The organism is Luteimonas sp. RIT-PG2_3 (genome assembly GCF_054902115.1).
In genome coordinates this window covers 146,869-164,215 of sequence record NZ_JBUBPF010000001.1, presented here as the reverse complement: position 1 = coordinate 164,215, position 17,347 = coordinate 146,869, and the positions used below count along the sequence as shown (strand labels likewise).

Sequence of the window (17,347 nt, the reverse complement as noted above, 5' to 3'; positions counted from 1 at the left end):
CCACGCGATGCGGGGCGACGGGACGCATGCATCGCGTGCATCGTCACCGCAGCCTGCTCATTGGGCCGCCAGCACACGTTCGACGAGCGCGGTGAACAGGCCGACGCCCAGCGGCAGCGCGTCGTCGTTGAAGTCATAGCAGGGATGGTGCAACGGGCGCTCGCCGTCGGGCCCGGGGTCCGCGCGGCCCTGACCCAGCCACAGATAGGCGCCGGGGCGCTGCTGCAGCATGAACGCGAAGTCCTCCGACGTGAACGCGGGATCGGGCGCGACGCGCGCATCGAGTCCGGCATCGGCGGCCGCCGCGAGGGCGATCGTGACTTCCTGGCCGCTGTTGATCGTCGCCGGGTAGTAGCGCAGGTAATCGACGGCCACTTGCGTGCCGGTTGACAGGCCGATGCCTTCGGCCATCGCCCGCAGCGAGGCCTCGATGCGGTCCTGCACCTCGGGATCGAAGCTGCGCACGGTGCCGACGACGGTGACGCGGTCGGGCAGGACGTTGTGCGCATGTCCGCCTTCGATCCTGGTCACCGACAGCACGGCCGATTTCACCGGATCGATGTTGCGCGAGATGATCGTGTTGAGCTGCAGCACCAGCTGGCTGGCGGCGAGGATCGCATCGGGCGTGCTGTGCGGCATGGCGGCATGCCCGCCGCGACCGGCCACGGTGATCTCGAAGCGGTCGGCGGCGGCCATGATCGGCCCGGGCCGGCTCTGCAGTGTGCCCAGCGGCAGCCCGGGCCAGTTGTGCACGGCGTAGACCGCATCGCAGGGAAAGCGCGCGAACAGGCCGTCGCGGATCATCGCGTCGGCACCGCCCTGGCCTTCCTCGGCGGGCTGGAAGATGAAATGCACGCTGCCATCGAAGCGACGGCTGCGGGTCAACTGGCGCGCCGCGCCGATCAGCATCGCGGTATGGCCGTCGTGCCCGCAACCGTGGTGCACGCCGGGGTTCACGCTGGCATGTGGCAGCCCACTGCGTTCGACGATCGGCAGTGCATCCATGTCCGCGCGCAGGCCGATGCTGCGCGGGCCGTCGCCATTGCGCAGCGTCGCGACCACGCCGGTGCCGCCGATGCCGGTAGCGACCTCGAGGCCGAGCGCGCGCATCGCATCGGCGACCAGTGCCGCGGTGCGGTGTTCGGCAAAGCCGAGTTCGGGGTGCGCATGCAGGTCCCTGCGCAGGTCGCGCAGGTCCGGCAGCAGGTCGGCAAACGGGTCGGTCACGGTGGGTGGTCGCGGTCGGGTGGGGAAAGGCTGGGCGCAGGCGCGGCGGTGCAGGTCAGGGCGGTGGCGCGTGGCTGGTGTCGGCGAGCGGGCGCTGGCCGGTCGCCAGTCCCACAGGCAGGCCGCCCGCCTGACGGGCAGCATACTGGCCCGGGGTCATGCCGCAGGCCTGCTTGAAGTGGCGCGAGAAATGGCTCTGGTCGTAGAAGCCGCAGGCGTCGGCGGCGTCGGCCGCGGACATGCCCTGGCGCAGCAGTTCGCAGGCGTGGTCGATGCGCAACTGGCTGATGTAGCGGTGCGGAGGCACGCCCATCTGCTGGCGGAACACGATCGCGAACCGCCACATGCTGAGGCCGGCCAGGTCGGCCAGCATCTGCAGGGTGATGCGTTCCCCAAGGTGCGAACGGGCATAGTCCAGCGCGCGGTTCAGCGCGAGGGTACTGCGGTGTTCGTCGGGGTGGACGGTCTCCATGACCTGAGCGTAAGCGCAAGCGCGTCGCGCGCGATGCTGTCGGCGCCGGCCCCGGCGGTAGATCATGGCGTTGTCGGCGGCCGGTCGGCAGATGATCCTGCCGGGCAGGTCAGACGGTGGGCGCGGCGGGGCAGATGCCGGGGCGGTGGCGGTCGCTGGCGTTGCCGGTTGCGGCGCATGGCCGGGTGCGGCGCGCGCAGCCAGGGAGAGGCCGATGCCGGGCTTGGTCGGCCGCGCGTTGCGCCATCACAGGTTGGGCGTGAACAGCTTCTCGATCGGCAGGTGCGCCTTGATGAAGGGCGACTTGATGACGATGAAGCTGAAGTACTTCTCGATGCCGATGTTGCGCTCGAGCAGTCCCTCGATCAGCGTCTGGTAATGGTTGACGCCGCGCACCATGAACTTCAGCAGGTAGTCGTAGCCGCCGCTGACCAGGTGGCACTCGATCACTTCGTCGACCTGGCGGATCGCCTTCTCGAAGCGGCTGAAGTCGTCGATATGGTGGTCCGACAGCGTGACCTCGGTGAACACCGTCAGGGTATCGCCCAGCTTGGCCAGGTCGATCTGCGCCGAATAGCTGGTGATGTAGCCGGCCTGTTCCAGCCGCTTGACGCGCACCAGGCACGGGCTCGGCGACAGGCTGACGGCGTTCGACAGCTCGACGTTGGTGATCCGCCCGTTCTTCTGCAGGTGGCTCAGGATCCGCAGGTCGATACGGTCAAGCTTGAACGAAGTGGTCACGGTGGTCGCCTGTGGACTGGGTCGTTCCGATTCTGTTGAAGCAGAAAAAACTGGTCAACAGGTTTCGCATCAATCTGCGAGCGCTGCCTTGACCTCATCGAGTGCGAGCACTTCGTCCAGTGTGCGGCGCAGGCGTTCGCCCAGCATGTCACATTCGTCGAGGGTGATGCACAGCGCCGGCGCAAAGCCGAGGATCTGGTCGTTGAACGAACGGATTACCAGCTTGTTGGCGTAGGCGATGCGGCTGATCTTGTCGGCAAGGCCCAGCGCGGGATCGAAGCCGCGCTTGCTGGCCTTGTCGCTGACCAGCTCGACCGCGCCGAGCAGGCCGAGGTAGCGCACGTCGCCGACCAGCGGATGTGCGGCGACGCTGTCCAGTGCCTGGCCGAAGCGGCTGGCGACCGATTGCGCATGCTGAAGCATGCCGCCTTCCTGGTAGATCCGGATGACTTCGAGGGCCACTGCGGCGGCGACCGGGTGGCCGGAGTAGGTCGCACCATGGCCGATCAGGGCGCCACTGGGGGCACCGTCGGCAATGCCTGAATAGACCTTCTCCGACAGCAGCGTCGCGCCCATCGGGATGTAGCCCGAGGTCAGGCCCTTGGCCAGCGTCATCAGGTCGGGATCCACACCCTCGTGATCGCAGGCGAACATCGGACCGGTGCGGCCGAAGCCGGTGATGACCTCATCGACGACGAACAGGATGTCGAGTTCGCGCGCGGCGTCGCGCATCGCCTTCAGCCACCCGCGTGGCGGGATGATGACGCCGCCCGAGCCGAGGATCGGTTCGCAGAAGAAGGCCGCCACCTGGTCGGCGCCGAGTTCGGCGACCTTGTCGCGCAGCGACTGCACCGAGGCGTCGATGACCGCCTGCGGATGGCCATCGCCGCTGCGATAGGGGTTGGGGGCGGGCAGGTAGTGCTGGGTCTTCAACGGCAGGTCGAAGCCGCGGTGGAACGCCGGCAGCGCGGTCAGGCCGGCGCCGGTGGACGAGGAGCCGTGGTAGCCGCGTTCGAGCGAGATGAAGTGCTTCTTGGTCGGGCGGCCGACATTGTTCCAGTACTGCACGATCAACCGGAACGCGGCGTCGACGGCTTCGGATCCGCCGCCGCTGAAATAGACGTGGCGCAGCGACGGCGGCGAGATCTCGACCAGTTTGTCGGCGAGCCGGATCGTGGGCTCGCTGCCGAACGAGAAGTAGCCGGTGGCGTACGGCAGCTTGTGCATCTGGCGGGTCGCGGCCTCGACCACGCTGCGCTGGCCATAGCCGACGTTGACGCACCACAGACCGGCGAATGCATCGAGCAGTTCGTTGCCATCGCTGTCGCGCAGCGTGCAGCCTTCGCCGGACTCGAGCACGGTGACGCCGCGCTGCTCGTGCGCCCGCCATGCCGACACCGGATGGATCAGGTGCTGGCGGTCGAGCTCGCGCAGCGACGGCTCGGCCGCATCGTGTGCGGTGGCGCTGGCTGTTTCGGCGTCCGGCGCGTGGGCGCCCGAGAGGGCTGACGTCGCATGCTGCATGGCGGTGGAACCTTGTCGGGGGTGATCAAAGGTTATGTCCACCGGCGTGGCGGTAGATGCCGTGCCCATGCGCCTGCGAAGGCGCTCCTGCCGTTGTTCCGCAACCGCTTGGAACAACATGCCGTGCAGGGAGCGGGGCCAGGCCCCGGACCCTGCACGGCACTACCCCAAGGCCTGTGTGGCCAGGGCAAACAGGTGTGCGCCACCGTCTTTGGCGGCCACGGGGCCGCGCGCCATCGCGGTGACGGTGCCGACGCGCTGCAACTGCAGCGCTTCGACCCAGGCGACGAGGCCCGACGAAAATTCGAGATCGATGCGGACGAAGCGGCCTGCGGCGAGGCTTGCGAAATGTCCGATCAGGGCCTTGGCGCCGGTGGCATCGGAGGCGATGACCGGCCCGATGACGAGGCCGCGGCCGAAGCGCCGCAGCACCGCGTAACCGCTGAGTTCGCCGCCATGGTCGAGCACCATCACCGACTCGGCGGTGTCCAGGCACATCCGCAGCAGGCTTGGCCGCGACCAGCCACGGGCCCGCGTATCGAAGGCGAACAGGGCCTCGTCGTCGCTGCGGTCGTAGGGGCGCAGGCGCCAGCCATCGCCGAGCGCGATCAGGGGCGCGGGACTGGCGATGCCCTGGTGCTGGCGGATCTCGCCGGTGCGCACGAAGCCGAGGCGCTCGTACAGGCCGCGCCCTTCTTCGGTTGCATGCAGCGACACCGTGTAGCCGTCGAGGTCGTCGAGCAGCTGCGAGGTCAGCGCGCTGCCGACCCGGCGGCCGCGCATGTGTTCGGAGACGATGATCAGGCCGACGGTCGCGTGGGTCGCGTCCCAGCGCCAGCGCAGTGCGCTGCCGACCACCTGTCCATCGCATTCGGCGACGATGCCCTCGCCGAGGGCGAGCGCGTTCTCCCAATCGACCGGCCGGTGCGGCCAATGCTGATCCAGCGACAGGCCCCAGGCCTGGTCGAGGTCGCGCGCTTCCATCGGGCGGTAGTGGACGCCATCCTCGGCGTTGGCCGGTAACCGGCTGTGTGTACTCATTCTTGCCTTTCCGAACAGACGGGCATGCATGCGGACAATCGCATTCGTTGCGGCAAGCCTATAGGACAATCTTGCTGCGGCACCGAGGATCCCGAAAAGCGGCAGGTTCCACCGCCCGAGGGCGCGCGATCGACATTTGCTGCGTGTGATGGCGTCCGCAATCGACACAAATCCCGTGTCGGTGGGCTGCCGGCCGGCCGACATCCGCCTGGCGCGGGCGACCCTGCGGCGGCGGGCGTCGCTGCGCCGGCCAATGCGCGGTCGACAGCGGGCGGACGCATGCCATGGCAGGTGGTGTCGGCGCAGACCCTGCTGTCGACGCCTGCCAAAAGAGCATGCGCATGCCGCGCGACGTGTGCGAACGGGGCTTGCATTGCGAGGGGATCATGCTTCAATTGGTTGGCACCACCGCCGCATCGGATGCGGTGATCGCAGTGCCGGCATGACAGGGCCGGACAAGCGCATCGCCCGAAGCGACCACACTGGAATCCACACAAGGCCCATGCCGTGACTGTGTCCTCCGCCACCGCGACGTTCGCGCTCCGAGCCGGCATGCTGATGCTGCTGGTGCTGGGCATCGTCGTGCGGCCGGCACTGGGACTGGCCGGCGAGCTGCATGCGATGGAGCACGCCGCGGGCATGGCGGGCGGCGGGCACGGACATTCGCACGCTGCCGCGCAACAGGGGCATGCCGTTGCGCATGCCAGTGGCACGCATGCCGCTGACGTGCATCACGCCGATGTCGGTCACGCGCATGCCGACGCGCCGCTGGCAGGCGCGAACGACGCCACGCATGACCACGGCGATCATCATCAACATGGGCATGGCGGCGACCGTCATGATTCCGACGCGCTTGCCGATGGCGCGGGCGATGCGCGTCATGCCGATCACGGCGATCACGGCCACGGCGATGCCCACGATCACGGCGATGACGATGCCGACCATACCCGCGGCAGCCATGGCCTGCTGCACCAGGCCGACGTCGGCTGTTCTGCCGGCCTTCTGATCGCCTACGGCCTCCCCGAAGCGTTCGGCTTCGCGGTGATGTTGCCGTCGAGTGCCTGGGTGTCTGCGCCTCCGCAGCGCTCCACGTCGCCGTTCCGTCCTCCGATCGCCTGACGACACGTTCCGGCTGCCCCTGAGGCGGCCCACCACGCTGTTCGTCCATCGATCGGAGAGATTCCGTGAATCCGTTCCGCTTGCCGGATCCGGCTTGTGCCGGACCCCGCGACGTTGCCCCGTGGCGCGCCTGCGTTGCCACGGCCACGTCGATCGCCAGCACGCGCGTCGTGCCCGCCTGCGCTTTCGCCCCGTCCGGGCACGGCCTCGCATGCCCGGATGCGATGTCGTTACCCCGGCGACTCCGTCGCCTCGGCGCATGGCGGCAGAGGATGCTGCGCCAGCCGTTGAAAACGGCAGCCGCGCCATGCGCGGCGCGTCGAATCACGGTCCCGGCCGCCGGGGCGCGTGCTTCAATCGGGCCGACCTCCATCGCGCCCGCGTCCGCCGGGCCGGGGCGCGGCGCGAGCATGCGCGCGCCGTCCGCGATGGCCGCAGGGCGGGCCGGTTGCCCGCCGCCTGATAGACCTACTCTCAAGGGTGACCGGATGAAACTGCAGTCGTATTGGACCGACACGGTGGCGAACTACGTGCCGCAGACGGAGGCCTGGCCGGAACGCGTCGATGTCGCCGTCGTCGGTGCCGGTTTCACCGGCCTGTCCGCGGCAGTGGCGCTGGCCCGGCGCGGTGCCCGCGTCGCCGTGCTCGAAGCCGGGCCGCGGATTGCGTTCGAGGCCTCGGGTCGCAATGGCGGCCACGTCAACAACGGGCTGGCGGTCGACTACGCGGAACTGGCCGCTCGCGTCGGCGTGGCGCAGGCGCGTGCGTGGTATCGCGCCTACGACGATGCCGTCGACAGCGTCGAGCGCGTGGTCCGCGAAGAGGCGATCGACTGCGACTTCGCCCGCAACGGCAAGCTCAAGCTGGCGACGCGGCCCGCGCATTACGATGCGCTGGCGCGTGGTGCCGAGCGCCTGGTCGAGGATGGCGTCGACACCGACATCGAACTGCTGGATGCCGCACGCGTCCGTCATGAAGAAATCGCCAGCGAGCGTTTTGCCGGTGGTCTGGTCTACAAGCGAAGCGCGCAGATGCACATGGGGCGCTTCGCCAACGGTATGGCCGCAGCAGTGGAGCGGTTGGGCGGCGCGATCTTCGTCGATGCCGAGGTCCGGCGTATCGACCGTGCCGTCGATGGCAGGCCCGCGCGGCTGCACACTGCACGCGGGCCGCTGCAGGCCGACCAGGTGCTGCTGGCCAACGGTGCCGGCCGCCATGGCAGCTATCGCCAGTTCGGCTGGCTGCGTCGGCGCATGGTGCCGGTGGGCAGTTTCATCCTCGCGACCGCGCCGTTGGGTCGCGAACGCGCGCAGCGCCTGATGGCCAAGCGGCGCACGTACACCACGGTCGCCAACATCCATCACTACTTCCGCCTGAGTCCCGACGATCGCCTGATCCTCGGCGGTCGCGCGCATTTCGGTGTGTCGTCGCTGACGTCGGATGCGCGCAGCGTGCCGATCCTGCGCGAGGGCATGCTCGGGATCTTCCCCGAGCTCGACGATGTCGCGATCGACTACTGCTGGGGCGGCGTCGTCGACATGACCCAGGACCGCCTGCCGCATGCCGGCGAACGCGATGGCCTCTGGTACAGCACCGGCTACAGCGGGCATGGCACGCAGATGTCGGTGCACATGGGCCAGGTCATGGCGCGCGTGATGGCTGGCGAAGCCGATGCCAATCCGTGGCGTGGCCGTTCCTGGCCCGCCATTCCCGGTCACTTCGGTCCGCCGTGGTTCCTGCCACTGGTCGGCCTCTACTATCGAACCAAGGACCGCTTCTCATGAGTGGAGCTGTTGATCGTCCCGGGCCGCGTGCCCTGGGATTGCTGGTGGCGGCATGGATGATGTGCAGTGCGCCGCTGGCGCATGCGGCCAGTGCCGCCGATACCCCCGGACTTGCGCGCGCGGTCGATGCGGCCTGGACGCGCGCGAGCCAGGCGCGCCAGGCCGAAGGCGAGTCGGTCCGCGCAGAGGCCGCGCGTCGCGTTGCGGGCAGCCTGGCAGCCGATGGTCCGTCGCTGTCGTTCTCGCGCAACGAGGGCGAATGGTATGGCGGCGCCAATGCCGGCACCGCGACCGAAACCGAGGTCGGCGTGTCGTGGCCGTTGTGGATGCCGGGCCAGCGCCGCGCTGCGATCGGTGCCGCGCGTGCCGACATCGGCTGGGCCGAGGCCAACCTGCAACTGGCGCGACTGGAGATCGCCGGACAGGTCCGCGAGGCGGCATGGAATGCGGCGACGCGGCAGGCGGAACTTGCGTTGGTCGAGGCGCGCGTGGAGTTCCTGAAAAAGCTGGCCCACGATGTCGGCCGAAAGGTCGAGGCCGGCGAGCTTGCGCGCAGCGATGCCCTGGCCGCACAGGCCGACCTGCTGGCCGCGGAAGCTGAGCTGGCCGATGCGCGGCGCGAGCTGCATGTGAGCCATGCGCAGTGGCGCGTGCTGACCGGGCTGGAGGCGTTTCCCGACGGCAGCGAGATCGAGAACGAAGCGCATGCCGACGTCGAGTCGCTGATCGCCAGTGCCGGTACGACGCCAGCGTTGGCGGCGGCCGAGTTCGCGGTCGAACGCGCCAGCGAGCAGGTCTCCGTGGTGCGCCGCTCGCTGGGCGGCACACCGGCACTGGGCATCGGCGCCAAGGAGGAAGCCGCCGGACCCGGCGCCGCGTCCGAACGCAGCCTGGTGCTGTCGTTGACGGTGCCGCTGGGCCTGGGTGCGCGCAAGGCCACGGCACGCGCGCAGGCGCAGACCGCGCTGGACGTCGCGCAGTCCGAGTTGTCGCTGGCGCGCAGTCGCCATCGCGAAGCCATCGAGACCGCGCGTCTCGCCATCGCCCTGGCCGACCAGCAACTCGACAGCGAGCGTCGTCGCTCCAGCCTGTTGAACGAACGCACGCGGCTGATGCAGCAGGCGTTCTCGGCCGGCGAGATCGATCTTGCCGACCTGCTGCTGGCGACCCGTTACTCGACCGAGGCCGATGCCGACCTCGCCCGCCGCCATGCCGAACACGGCCTGGCGCATGCCCGTCTTCTGCAAGTCATTGGAATCCTGCCATGAAGCCTGTCCTTCCTCCGATGTTCCCGCTGCCAGGAGTGTCGATCCGTTCGCGCCGGGTCGCCCATATGTTTTCTGTCGGCGCGATGCTCATCGTCGCGATGCTCGTCGCCCTGCTGGTCGCCGGCGGTGCGCAGGCCGCGCCCGGCGCGCATGGCCCCAATGGCGAACATCTCGACGGTCCCGCCGCGGGTGCGGCTGCCGCCAGCGATGGCCGCCCGCGCATGGAGTCGTTCACCGAACTGTTCGAACTGGTCGCGCACCTCGAGCACGATGCGCTGACCGCGATGATCAACGTCTACGAGACCAACGTGCCGGTCGATGGCGCCGAGGTCGAGCTCGAAAGCAATGGCGTGGTCGCCAAGGCCACGTTCGATCCGCAGACCGGCGTCTATCGCTTCGCCGATCCCAAGTTGATCGCGATGCTGTCCGAGCCGGGCAAGCATCCGCTCGCGTTCACGATCACCACCGCCGACGATTTCGACATCGTCGCCAGTGCAATGGACGTCAGCGACGCCCATGCGCCGTCCGGCGCCGCGCCGTCGCGCGTGTGGTGGCTTGCCCTGACCGCAGTGCTGCTCGCTGCGCTCGCCTTCTTCTTCCTGCGTCGCCGCAAGCCGGCCCGACGCCATGCCGGAGCGCACGCATGAACCGTCTGTCCCGCTTCCTCGTTCCCGTGTCCCTGGGTGCCGCTGTCGTGGTGATCGCAGGTTCGATCGGCCTGCACGCCGCGCCCGGTGCGCATGGTCCCAACGGCGAGCACCTCGATGGGCCCGTCGCCACCGGTGGCGTCGCCGGACTGTCGCGACTGGCCGATGGCAGCGTCAACGTGCCGATGTCGGCGCAGCGCCGGATGGCGATCCGCACCCGCTTCTCGGTCGAAACCGATGCCGCGGCCAGCGTCGAATTGATGGGCAGGATCGTCAACGATCCCAACGCCGGCGGCCTGGTGCAGCCGATGAGCAGTGGCCGCATCGAAGCCGGTCCCGATGGCCTGCCGACGATCGGGCAGTCGGTGCGACGCGGCCAGGTGCTGGGCTACGTGCGCTACAACGCCGACCCGTATGCGCGCGCCAACCAGCAGGCGCAGCTGGCGCAGATGCGCAGCAACCTCGAGCTTGCGCGCCAGCGCGTGGCGCGGCTGGAGTCGCTGGCCGATACCGTGCCGCGCAAGGAGATCGATGCCGCGCGCGCGGAACTCAACAGCCTGACCGCGGGCACGCGCAGTGTCGGCGCCGGCCTCGACGGACGCGAGCCGCTGCTGGCGCCGGTGGCCGGCGTCATCGCCCAGGCCAACGTCATCAGCGGACAGGTCGTCGATGCCCGCGACATCCTGTTCCAGATCATCAACCCGACCCAGTTGCAGGTCGAGGCGACGACCGCCGATCCAACGCTGGCCGCGCAGATCGAAGGCGCCAGCCTGACCGAGGCCGGCACCGCGACGCTGACGCTGATCGGTGCCGCCAGCAGCCTGCGCGACGGGCTGATCCCGCTGCGCTTCAAGGTCTCGCTCGGTGAAGGCGCCGAAGGCGGACTGCCGCTGGTGGTCGGGCAACCGGTGACGGTGGTCGCGCGCATGCGCGACACCAGCAAGGGCGTGGTGCTGCCGCGCGAGGCGCTGGTGCGCAACGCCGCCAACGAACCCATCGTGTGGATCAAGTCCGGGGCCGAGCGCTACCTGCCGCAGCCGGTGCAGGCGCGGACGCTGGACGCACGCAGCGTGGTCGTCACCGAGGGACTGGGTGAAGACAACCGCGTAGTCGTGCAGGGCGCCGCCTTGATCGCCCAGATCCGCTGACGCCAGGAGGCCAGACGTCATGTTCGATTGGATCGTCAGTTTCAGTCTCCGCAACCGCCTGATGGTGCTTGCCTTCGCCGCCCTGCTGCTGGTGTACGGCAGCATCGTCGCCATGCGCACGCCGGTGGACGTGTTCCCGTCGCTCGACAAACCGGTGGTCACGGTACTGACCGAGGCTGGCGGCATGGCGCCGGAGGAAGTCGAGCAGACCATCACCTTCCTGATCGAGACCAGCCTCAACGGCATGCCCGGCGTGACCCGTGTGCGCTCGACCTCGGGCGTGGGCCTGTCGATCGTCTACGCCGAGTTCGACTGGGGCACCGATGTCTACCGCAACCGGCAGATGGTCGGCGAGCGCCTGGCGCTGGTCCGCGAAGAGCTGCCCGACGGCATCGCGCCGGTCATGGGCCCGGTGTCGTCGATCATGGGCGAGATCACGCTGATCGCGTTCCCGATTGCGACCGACGAGGCCGGCAACGCCATGCGCGTGCGCGAGTACGTCGACTATGTCGTGCGTCCGCGCCTGCTGTCGGTGCCCGGCGTCTCGCAGGTGATCCCGATCGGCGGCGACGTGCGCACGCTGCGGGTCGAGCCCGATACCGGGCGGATGGCCCAGGTCGGGGTGTCGCTGACCGAAGTCGAGGCCGCGCTGAAGGGCTTCGCCAGCAATGCCGGCGGCGGCTTCATCGATCTCAACAGCCGCGAGTATCTGATCCGCCACATCGGCCGCAGCCTGCAGATCGATGACCTGCAGCGCGTACCGGTCAGCTTCCGCGACGGCAACCCGATCTACCTGTCGCAGGTGGCATCGGTGCGCTACGCGCCGGCCAACAAGCGCGGCGACGGCAGTTACGGTGGTGCGCCGGCGGTCATCGCCAGCGTGCAGAAGCAGCCTGGCGCCGATACGGTCGCGGTGATGAAGGGCGTCGACCAGGCGCTGGAAGAGTTGTCGCGTTCGTTGCCCAACGGCGTCGGCCAGCCCAGCGTGCTGTTCCGCCAGGCCGATTTCATCGAGGCCTCGACTGGCAACGTCGCCGAGGCGCTGCGCGATGGCGCGATCATCGTCGCGATCATCCTGTTCGCCTTCCTGCTGTCGGCGCGCACGACCATGATCTCGCTGCTGGCGATCCCGCTGTCGCTGGCGGTATCGGCGCTGGTGTTCCGCTGGTTGGGCCTGTCGATCAATGTCATGACGATGGGAGGCCTGGCGATCGCGATCGGCGAGCTGGTCGACGATGCCGTCGTCGACATCGAGAATATCCAGCGCAGGCTCAAGCAGAACCGCGAGGCCGGCAATCCGCTGCCGGTGCTGCAGGTGGTGCGCCAGGCCAGCCTGGAGGTGCGCTCGGGCATCGTCTACGCCACCGCGGTGGTGGTGCTGGTGTTCGTGCCGCTGTTCGCGCTGCCGGGCATCGAAGGCCGCCTGTTCGCGCCGCTGGGCGTGGCCTATATCGTGTCGATCCTGGCCTCGCTACTGGTGTCGATCACGGTGACGCCGGTGCTGGCCAGCTACCTGCTGCCGAAGATGAAGCGCCTGACCCATGGCGACGGCCCGCTGGTGCGTTGGCTCAAGCACTACGACGCGCGCCTGCTGGCGTGGTCGTTCCCGCGTGCACGCAAGCTGCTGCTGGGCAGTGTGGTGGTCGTGGTGATGGCGGTCGCGACGATCCCGCTGTTCCCGCGGTCGTTCCTGCCGCCGTTCAACGAAGGTTCGCTGGTGCTGGGCATGCTGCTCAGTCCCGGGACCTCGCTGGAAGAGGCCAACCGTATCGGCACCGCCGCGGAAGAGCTGATCCTGCAGGTGCCGGAAGTGACCCAGGTCGGGCGCCGCACCGGTCGCGCCGAGCTCGACGAGCATGCCGAAGGCGTGCACGCGTCCGAGATCGACGTCGACCTGAAGGCCTCCGATCGCAGCCGCGAGGAGGTGCTTGCCGACCTGCGCGCGAAGCTGGCGGTGCTGCCGGCACAGACCGCGATCGGTGCGCCGATCGCGCATCGCCTCGACCATCTGCTGTCGGGCGTGCGTGCACAGGTGGCGGTCAAGATCTTCGGCGACGACCTCGACACGCTGCGTGGCCTCGGCGAGCAGATGCGCACGCGGCTGCAGAACGTGCCCGGGCTGGTCGACCTGACCGTCGAGAAGCAAGTGCTGATCCCGCAGATCACCGTGCGCATCGACCAGCGCAAGGCCGCGCAGGCAGGCCTCGCGCCCGGCGAGGCGGTGCGCCTGCTGCAGGTGCTGACCGATGGCGCGCATGGTGCCGACATCGTCGATGGCCAGCGTCGTTACGAACTGGTCGTGCGCCTGCCAGACGACGCGCGTGGCCCGCAGGACCTGATGCGGACGCTGATCGATACGCCGATCGGCCGGATCCCGGTGTCGTCGATTGCGGAAGTCTCGGAAACCGACGGCCCCAACCAGATCGGTCGCGAGAATGGCCGCCGTCGCATCGTGGTCTACGCCAACACCGACGGCTCGGACATGAGCCGGGTCATCGCCGACGTGCGCAAGGCGATCGCCGAGGCCGAGGTGCCGACCGGCAACTTCATCACGCTCGAAGGCCAGTTCCAGGCGCAGGAGCAGGCGACCCGGTTGATCTCGGGGCTGGCGGTGGTGTCGCTGCTGCTGATCTTCCTGCTGCTGTACAGCCGCTACCGGTCGATGGTGCTGACCGGCATCATCATGGCCAACATCCCGCTGGCGCTGATCGGCAGCGTGATCGCGATGTGGATCGCCGGGGTCGAGCTGTCGGTCGCGTCGATGGTGGGCTTCATCACGCTGGCCGGCATCGCCACGCGCAACGGCATCCTCAAGATCAGCCACTACATCAACCTGTGCAAGTTCGAGGGCGAGACCTTCGGCACGCAGATGATCGTGCGCGGTTCGCTGGAGCGCCTGACACCGGTACTGATGACCGCGCTGACGGCGGCACTGGCACTGACGCCGTTGGTGCTGTCGGCCAACGCGCCCGGAAAGGAACTGCTGCATCCGGTCGCGGTGGTGATCTTCGGTGGCCTGATCAGCTCGACCCTGCTCGATACCATGCTGACACCGATGATGTACTGGCTGTTCGGTCGCAAGCCGACCGAACGCCTGCTGCAGGAGGACACGGCGCAGGCGACGCCGTTGCTCGATGGCGCGCAACCGCAGGATGCGTTCTGAGCGCGGAACGTATCGCAACGACAACAGCACAGGCCAGCACGGCACCGCCTCAAGCGTGCCGTACCCAGTACCCCGTACACGTCCCAGGAGAGAACACAATGCGTATTGCTTCCTTCAAATCCCTGTTTGCCACGCTGGTCATCGGCATCGGCCTCCAGTTCGGCGTCGCCGCGTCGGCACTCGCCCATGGCGAAGCCGAGCCGCGCTTTGGCGGCATCGTCAAGGCGGCGCAGGAAATCTCGTTCGAACTCGTCGCCGCGGCACCGGGTGGCGCGCAGATCTACATGGACGACCATGGCGAGCTGATGCCGACGACCGGCATCACCGGCAAGCTGACGATCGTCAGCAAATCCGGCCGCAAGGAAGTCACGCTGGCCGCGGACGGCAAGAAGCTGGTGGCCGCCGGTGCGACGCCGGTGTCCGGCGACCGCGTCGTCGTGGTCGTCGTGCTGCCGTCGCAGCAGACGATCTCGGTCCGCTACGCGATCCCGTGACACGGCACGCCGGCGCAGGCCGCTCCAGGGCTGCCTGCGCCTTGAGGCCGCCGCGCCGGCAACGCTCAGGGTCGCCTGCGCCGCCTGCCGCCCGCGCACGTTATCGTGTGCGGGCGGCGGCGTTTCCGGCCCCGCGCATCCTGCGGCAGTCGATCCCAGCGCTGTCGCGCGGGCCGGCACGGTCGGACCGGCCGCATGGCGTTCATCGAACGGCCGCACGACGTCGGCCTGGAAACCCCTGCTGCAGCGCAGGCGCCGCCAGGGGACTTGCCGGATCCGGCAGTGCGATGTGCTGGATCGGGCCATCCACGCAGTAGGAATGCTCTGGCGAAGGATCGCGCATGGCGGGGTCGTGTCGTTTTGGCGACAACGCCATGTTTCGTACAAGACGGCATCAAAAGCCAGCGCGGATGCTTGGGTTGCGCCGGACATCCGGGTCGCTTCCAGCCCCCCTGTGCCACCCTTTGCAACAGGAACCGCCATGCCTCGCCGCTCCCCTATCCGCATTCTGATCCCCTCCTGCCTGGCGGTCTGCACGCAGATCGCCATCGCCCAGGACGTCGCGCAGGCCCCCGTGCCGCCCGCGTCCACCTCCAACGACACCGCGAAGACCCTCGACACCGTGCAGGTCCGCGACCAGCGCCAGCCCTACCGCAACCTCAGCGTCACTGGCGCCACCAAGACCGACGCGTTGATCCGCGACCTGCCGCAGAGCATCCAGATCCTCGGCGCCGACCTGCTGCGCGATGCCGGCGTGACCGACCTGGCCAGCGCGCTCGACCTGTCCAGCTCGATCTCGCGCCAGAGCAACCTCGGCGGCATGTGGGACAGCTACGCCATGCGTGGCTTCACCGGCGATCCCAACTTCGGCTCCGACTACATGGTCAACGGCTTCAATGCCAGCCGTGGCTACAGCGGCGTGCGCGACAACGCCAACGTCCAGTCGGTCGAGTTGCTGAAGGGACCGTCGTCGGCGCTGTACGGCCGCGGCGAGCCTGGAGGCGCGGTCAACATCTCGACCAAGAAGCCTTTGTTCAAGCCGGCCTATTCGGCCGAGCTGTCGGCCGGTAGCTGGAGCACCTATCGCGGCGCGGTCGACCTGACCGGTCCGATCAGCGAGACCGTGGCCTATCGCCTCAACGCCTCGCACCAGCAGGGCGACAGCTTCCGCGACACCATCGAGTTCGACCGCTACCTGGTGACGCCGTCGGTGCTGTGGATGATCACGCCCGACACCACCCTGTCGTACGAGATCGAAGCCCTGCGCCAGCGCCAGCCGTTTGATCGCGGCGTGGTCGCGGTCAATGGCGTGCTGGGCGTCGTCGACCGCTCGACGTTCTACGGCGAGCCCAACGACGGCAAGCACGAGACCAAGTCGACCTCGCACCAGATCTTCCTGACGCATTACTTCAACGACAACTGGTCGCTGCAGACCGGTTTCAACTACCGCGACAGCTCGTTGAAGGGCGTCAGCAGCGAGGTCCGCCCATACGGTGCGCTGGTCAACAACGGCCAGACCCTGCGCCGCCGCATCCGTACCCGCGACAACCATGCGCTCGACCGCAGCGGCCGTTTCGAAGTCCTCGGCAAGGTCCAGACCGGCGCGATCACGCACAACCTGCTGTTCGGCCTGGACGGCTACAAGTTCAACGACTGGCGCCTGCAGTACGCGGCCGATCCGGCCGGCATCACCTACGGCATCGACCTGCTGAACCCCGTCTACGGTGCGCCCAAGCCGGCGTTCAATACGATCCCGTCGATCAACACCCTGGAGCGTCAGGATTCGTGGTCGTACTACTTCCAGGACCAGCTCGAACTCAGCGAGCGCTGGAAGGCCCTGTTCGGCGTGCGCCGCGACGAGTACGAGCAGCAGGTGACCTCGCTGAACAACGGCCGCGTGACCCGACAGGAACTCAGTGCCACCAGCCCGCGCATCGGCGTGGTGTTCCAGCCGGTGCCGGCCCTGTCGCTGTATGCGACGACTGCGCGCAGCTTCCGTCCCAACAGCGGCATCAGCCGCGACTTCGCTTCGTTTGATCCCGAGAAGGGCAAGTCGTACGAGATCGGCGCCAAGCTCGACAGCTTCGACGGTCGCCTGAACACCACGCTGGCGGTGTTCCAGATCGAGAAGACCAACGTGCTGACGCCCGATCCGGTCGATCCGCAGAACTTCAACATGGCCGTGGGCGAGGTCGAGAGCAAGGGTGTCGAACTCGACATCAACGGTCAGATCATGCCTGGCCTGCGGGTGGCGGCGTCGTTCGCCTACACCGATGCCCAGGTCACCCAGGACAACGCGGCGCTGACCGGCCTGAGCTTGGTCGGTCGCCAGTTGGCCAACGTGCCCAAGGAGGCCGGCAACGTGCTGCTGATCAAGGAGTTCCCGCTGGCCGGGCGCGCCGCGACCATCGGCGGCGGCATCCAGTACGTCGGCAAGCGCGAAGGTTCGGTGGCGCCGTTCACGCCGGTCGACCTGTTCTCTCTGAAGTCGTACACGACCTACTCGCTGGTCGGCTCCTGGCAGGCGACGCCCAAGCTGCGCCTGTCGCTGGATGTCGAGAACCTGTTCGACAAGGAGTTCTACGTCAATTCCTACAGCGCGTACTGGGTCTACCCCGGCACCGAGCGTCGTTACACGGTCAGCGCGCGGTTCTCGTTCTGAGCCCCATGCGCCGCACGCCTCACGCCCCTGTCCGTCGATCCACCCGATGTCTGGAGA

At 68.4% G+C, this 17,347-nt stretch carries 13 protein-coding genes; 7 read left to right on the top strand and 6 right to left on the bottom strand.

Annotated features, from left to right (window positions below):
- Positions 1 to 57: 57 nt before the first annotated feature.
- From ACYX7E_RS00660 to ACYX7E_RS00635, 6 genes are all read right to left on the bottom strand, one after another.
- The gene (locus ACYX7E_RS00660; RefSeq protein WP_462078607.1) at positions 58 to 1,227 is read right to left on the bottom strand and encodes a M20 aminoacylase family protein; all 1,170 of its coding nucleotides are present in this window, start codon (positions 1,225 to 1,227) and stop codon (positions 58 to 60) included.
- 55 nt (positions 1,228 to 1,282) lie between these two features.
- Positions 1,283 to 1,699 carry a helix-turn-helix transcriptional regulator gene (locus tag ACYX7E_RS00655; protein WP_462078606.1) on the bottom strand — a complete coding sequence of 139 codons (417 nt, stop codon included), beginning with the start codon at positions 1,697 to 1,699 and terminating at the stop codon, positions 1,283 to 1,285.
- Between the two features lie 246 nt (positions 1,700 to 1,945).
- Positions 1,946 to 2,440 (bottom strand): Lrp/AsnC family transcriptional regulator, encoded by a 495-nt coding sequence (locus ACYX7E_RS00650; RefSeq protein WP_462078605.1) that lies wholly within the window; start codon positions 2,438 to 2,440, stop codon positions 1,946 to 1,948.
- Between the two features lie 69 nt (positions 2,441 to 2,509).
- On the bottom strand, positions 2,510 to 3,964 hold the full coding sequence (locus tag ACYX7E_RS00645; protein WP_462078604.1) for an aminotransferase class III-fold pyridoxal phosphate-dependent enzyme: 1,455 nt from the start codon (positions 3,962 to 3,964) through the stop codon (positions 2,510 to 2,512).
- A gap of 162 nt (positions 3,965 to 4,126) precedes the next feature.
- Positions 4,127 to 5,005 carry a GNAT family N-acetyltransferase gene (locus ACYX7E_RS00640; RefSeq protein ID WP_462078603.1) on the bottom strand — a complete coding sequence of 293 codons (879 nt, stop codon included), beginning with the start codon at positions 5,003 to 5,005 and terminating at the stop codon, positions 4,127 to 4,129.
- A gap of 384 nt (positions 5,006 to 5,389) precedes the next feature.
- On the bottom strand, positions 5,390 to 5,965 hold the full coding sequence (locus ACYX7E_RS00635) for a hypothetical protein (protein ID WP_462078602.1): 576 nt from the start codon (positions 5,963 to 5,965) through the stop codon (positions 5,390 to 5,392).
- A 383-nt stretch (positions 5,966 to 6,348) separates the two neighbouring features.
- On the opposite strand from ACYX7E_RS00635, the gene ACYX7E_RS00630 reads away from it, so the two are divergent.
- The 7 genes from ACYX7E_RS00630 to ACYX7E_RS00600 all read left to right on the top strand — a co-directional run bounded on the left by ACYX7E_RS00630 (position 6,349) and on the right by ACYX7E_RS00600 (position 17,290).
- Positions 6,349 to 7,908 carry an NAD(P)/FAD-dependent oxidoreductase gene (locus tag ACYX7E_RS00630; RefSeq protein WP_462078601.1) on the top strand — a complete coding sequence of 520 codons (1,560 nt, stop codon included), beginning with the start codon at positions 6,349 to 6,351 and terminating at the stop codon, positions 7,906 to 7,908.
- Positions 7,905 to 9,176 (top strand): TolC family protein, encoded by a 1,272-nt coding sequence (locus tag ACYX7E_RS00625; protein WP_462078600.1) that lies wholly within the window; start codon positions 7,905 to 7,907, stop codon positions 9,174 to 9,176. The genes ACYX7E_RS00630 and ACYX7E_RS00625 overlap by 4 nt, the downstream gene beginning before the upstream one ends.
- Positions 9,173 to 9,823, top strand: a complete 651-nt coding sequence (locus tag ACYX7E_RS00620; protein ID WP_462078599.1) for a hypothetical protein — start codon at positions 9,173 to 9,175, stop codon at positions 9,821 to 9,823. Before ACYX7E_RS00625 ends, ACYX7E_RS00620 begins: the two co-directional genes overlap by 4 nt.
- Complete coding sequence (locus ACYX7E_RS00615; RefSeq protein WP_462078598.1) at positions 9,820 to 10,971, top strand: efflux RND transporter periplasmic adaptor subunit; 1,152 nt, start codon at positions 9,820 to 9,822, stop codon at positions 10,969 to 10,971. Before ACYX7E_RS00620 ends, ACYX7E_RS00615 begins: the two co-directional genes overlap by 4 nt.
- Before the next feature lie 19 nt (positions 10,972 to 10,990).
- A complete protein-coding gene (locus tag ACYX7E_RS00610; protein WP_462078597.1) occupies positions 10,991 to 14,134 on the top strand; it encodes an efflux RND transporter permease subunit in 3,144 nt (1,047 codons plus the stop codon).
- A gap of 98 nt (positions 14,135 to 14,232) precedes the next feature.
- Entirely contained in the window at positions 14,233 to 14,628 is a 396-nt protein-coding gene (locus tag ACYX7E_RS00605; RefSeq protein WP_462078596.1) for a hypothetical protein, read from the top strand.
- A 481-nt stretch (positions 14,629 to 15,109) separates the two neighbouring features.
- The gene (locus ACYX7E_RS00600) at positions 15,110 to 17,290 is read left to right on the top strand and encodes a TonB-dependent siderophore receptor (protein ID WP_462078595.1); all 2,181 of its coding nucleotides are present in this window, start codon (positions 15,110 to 15,112) and stop codon (positions 17,288 to 17,290) included.
- Positions 17,291 to 17,347 lie beyond the last annotated feature (57 nt).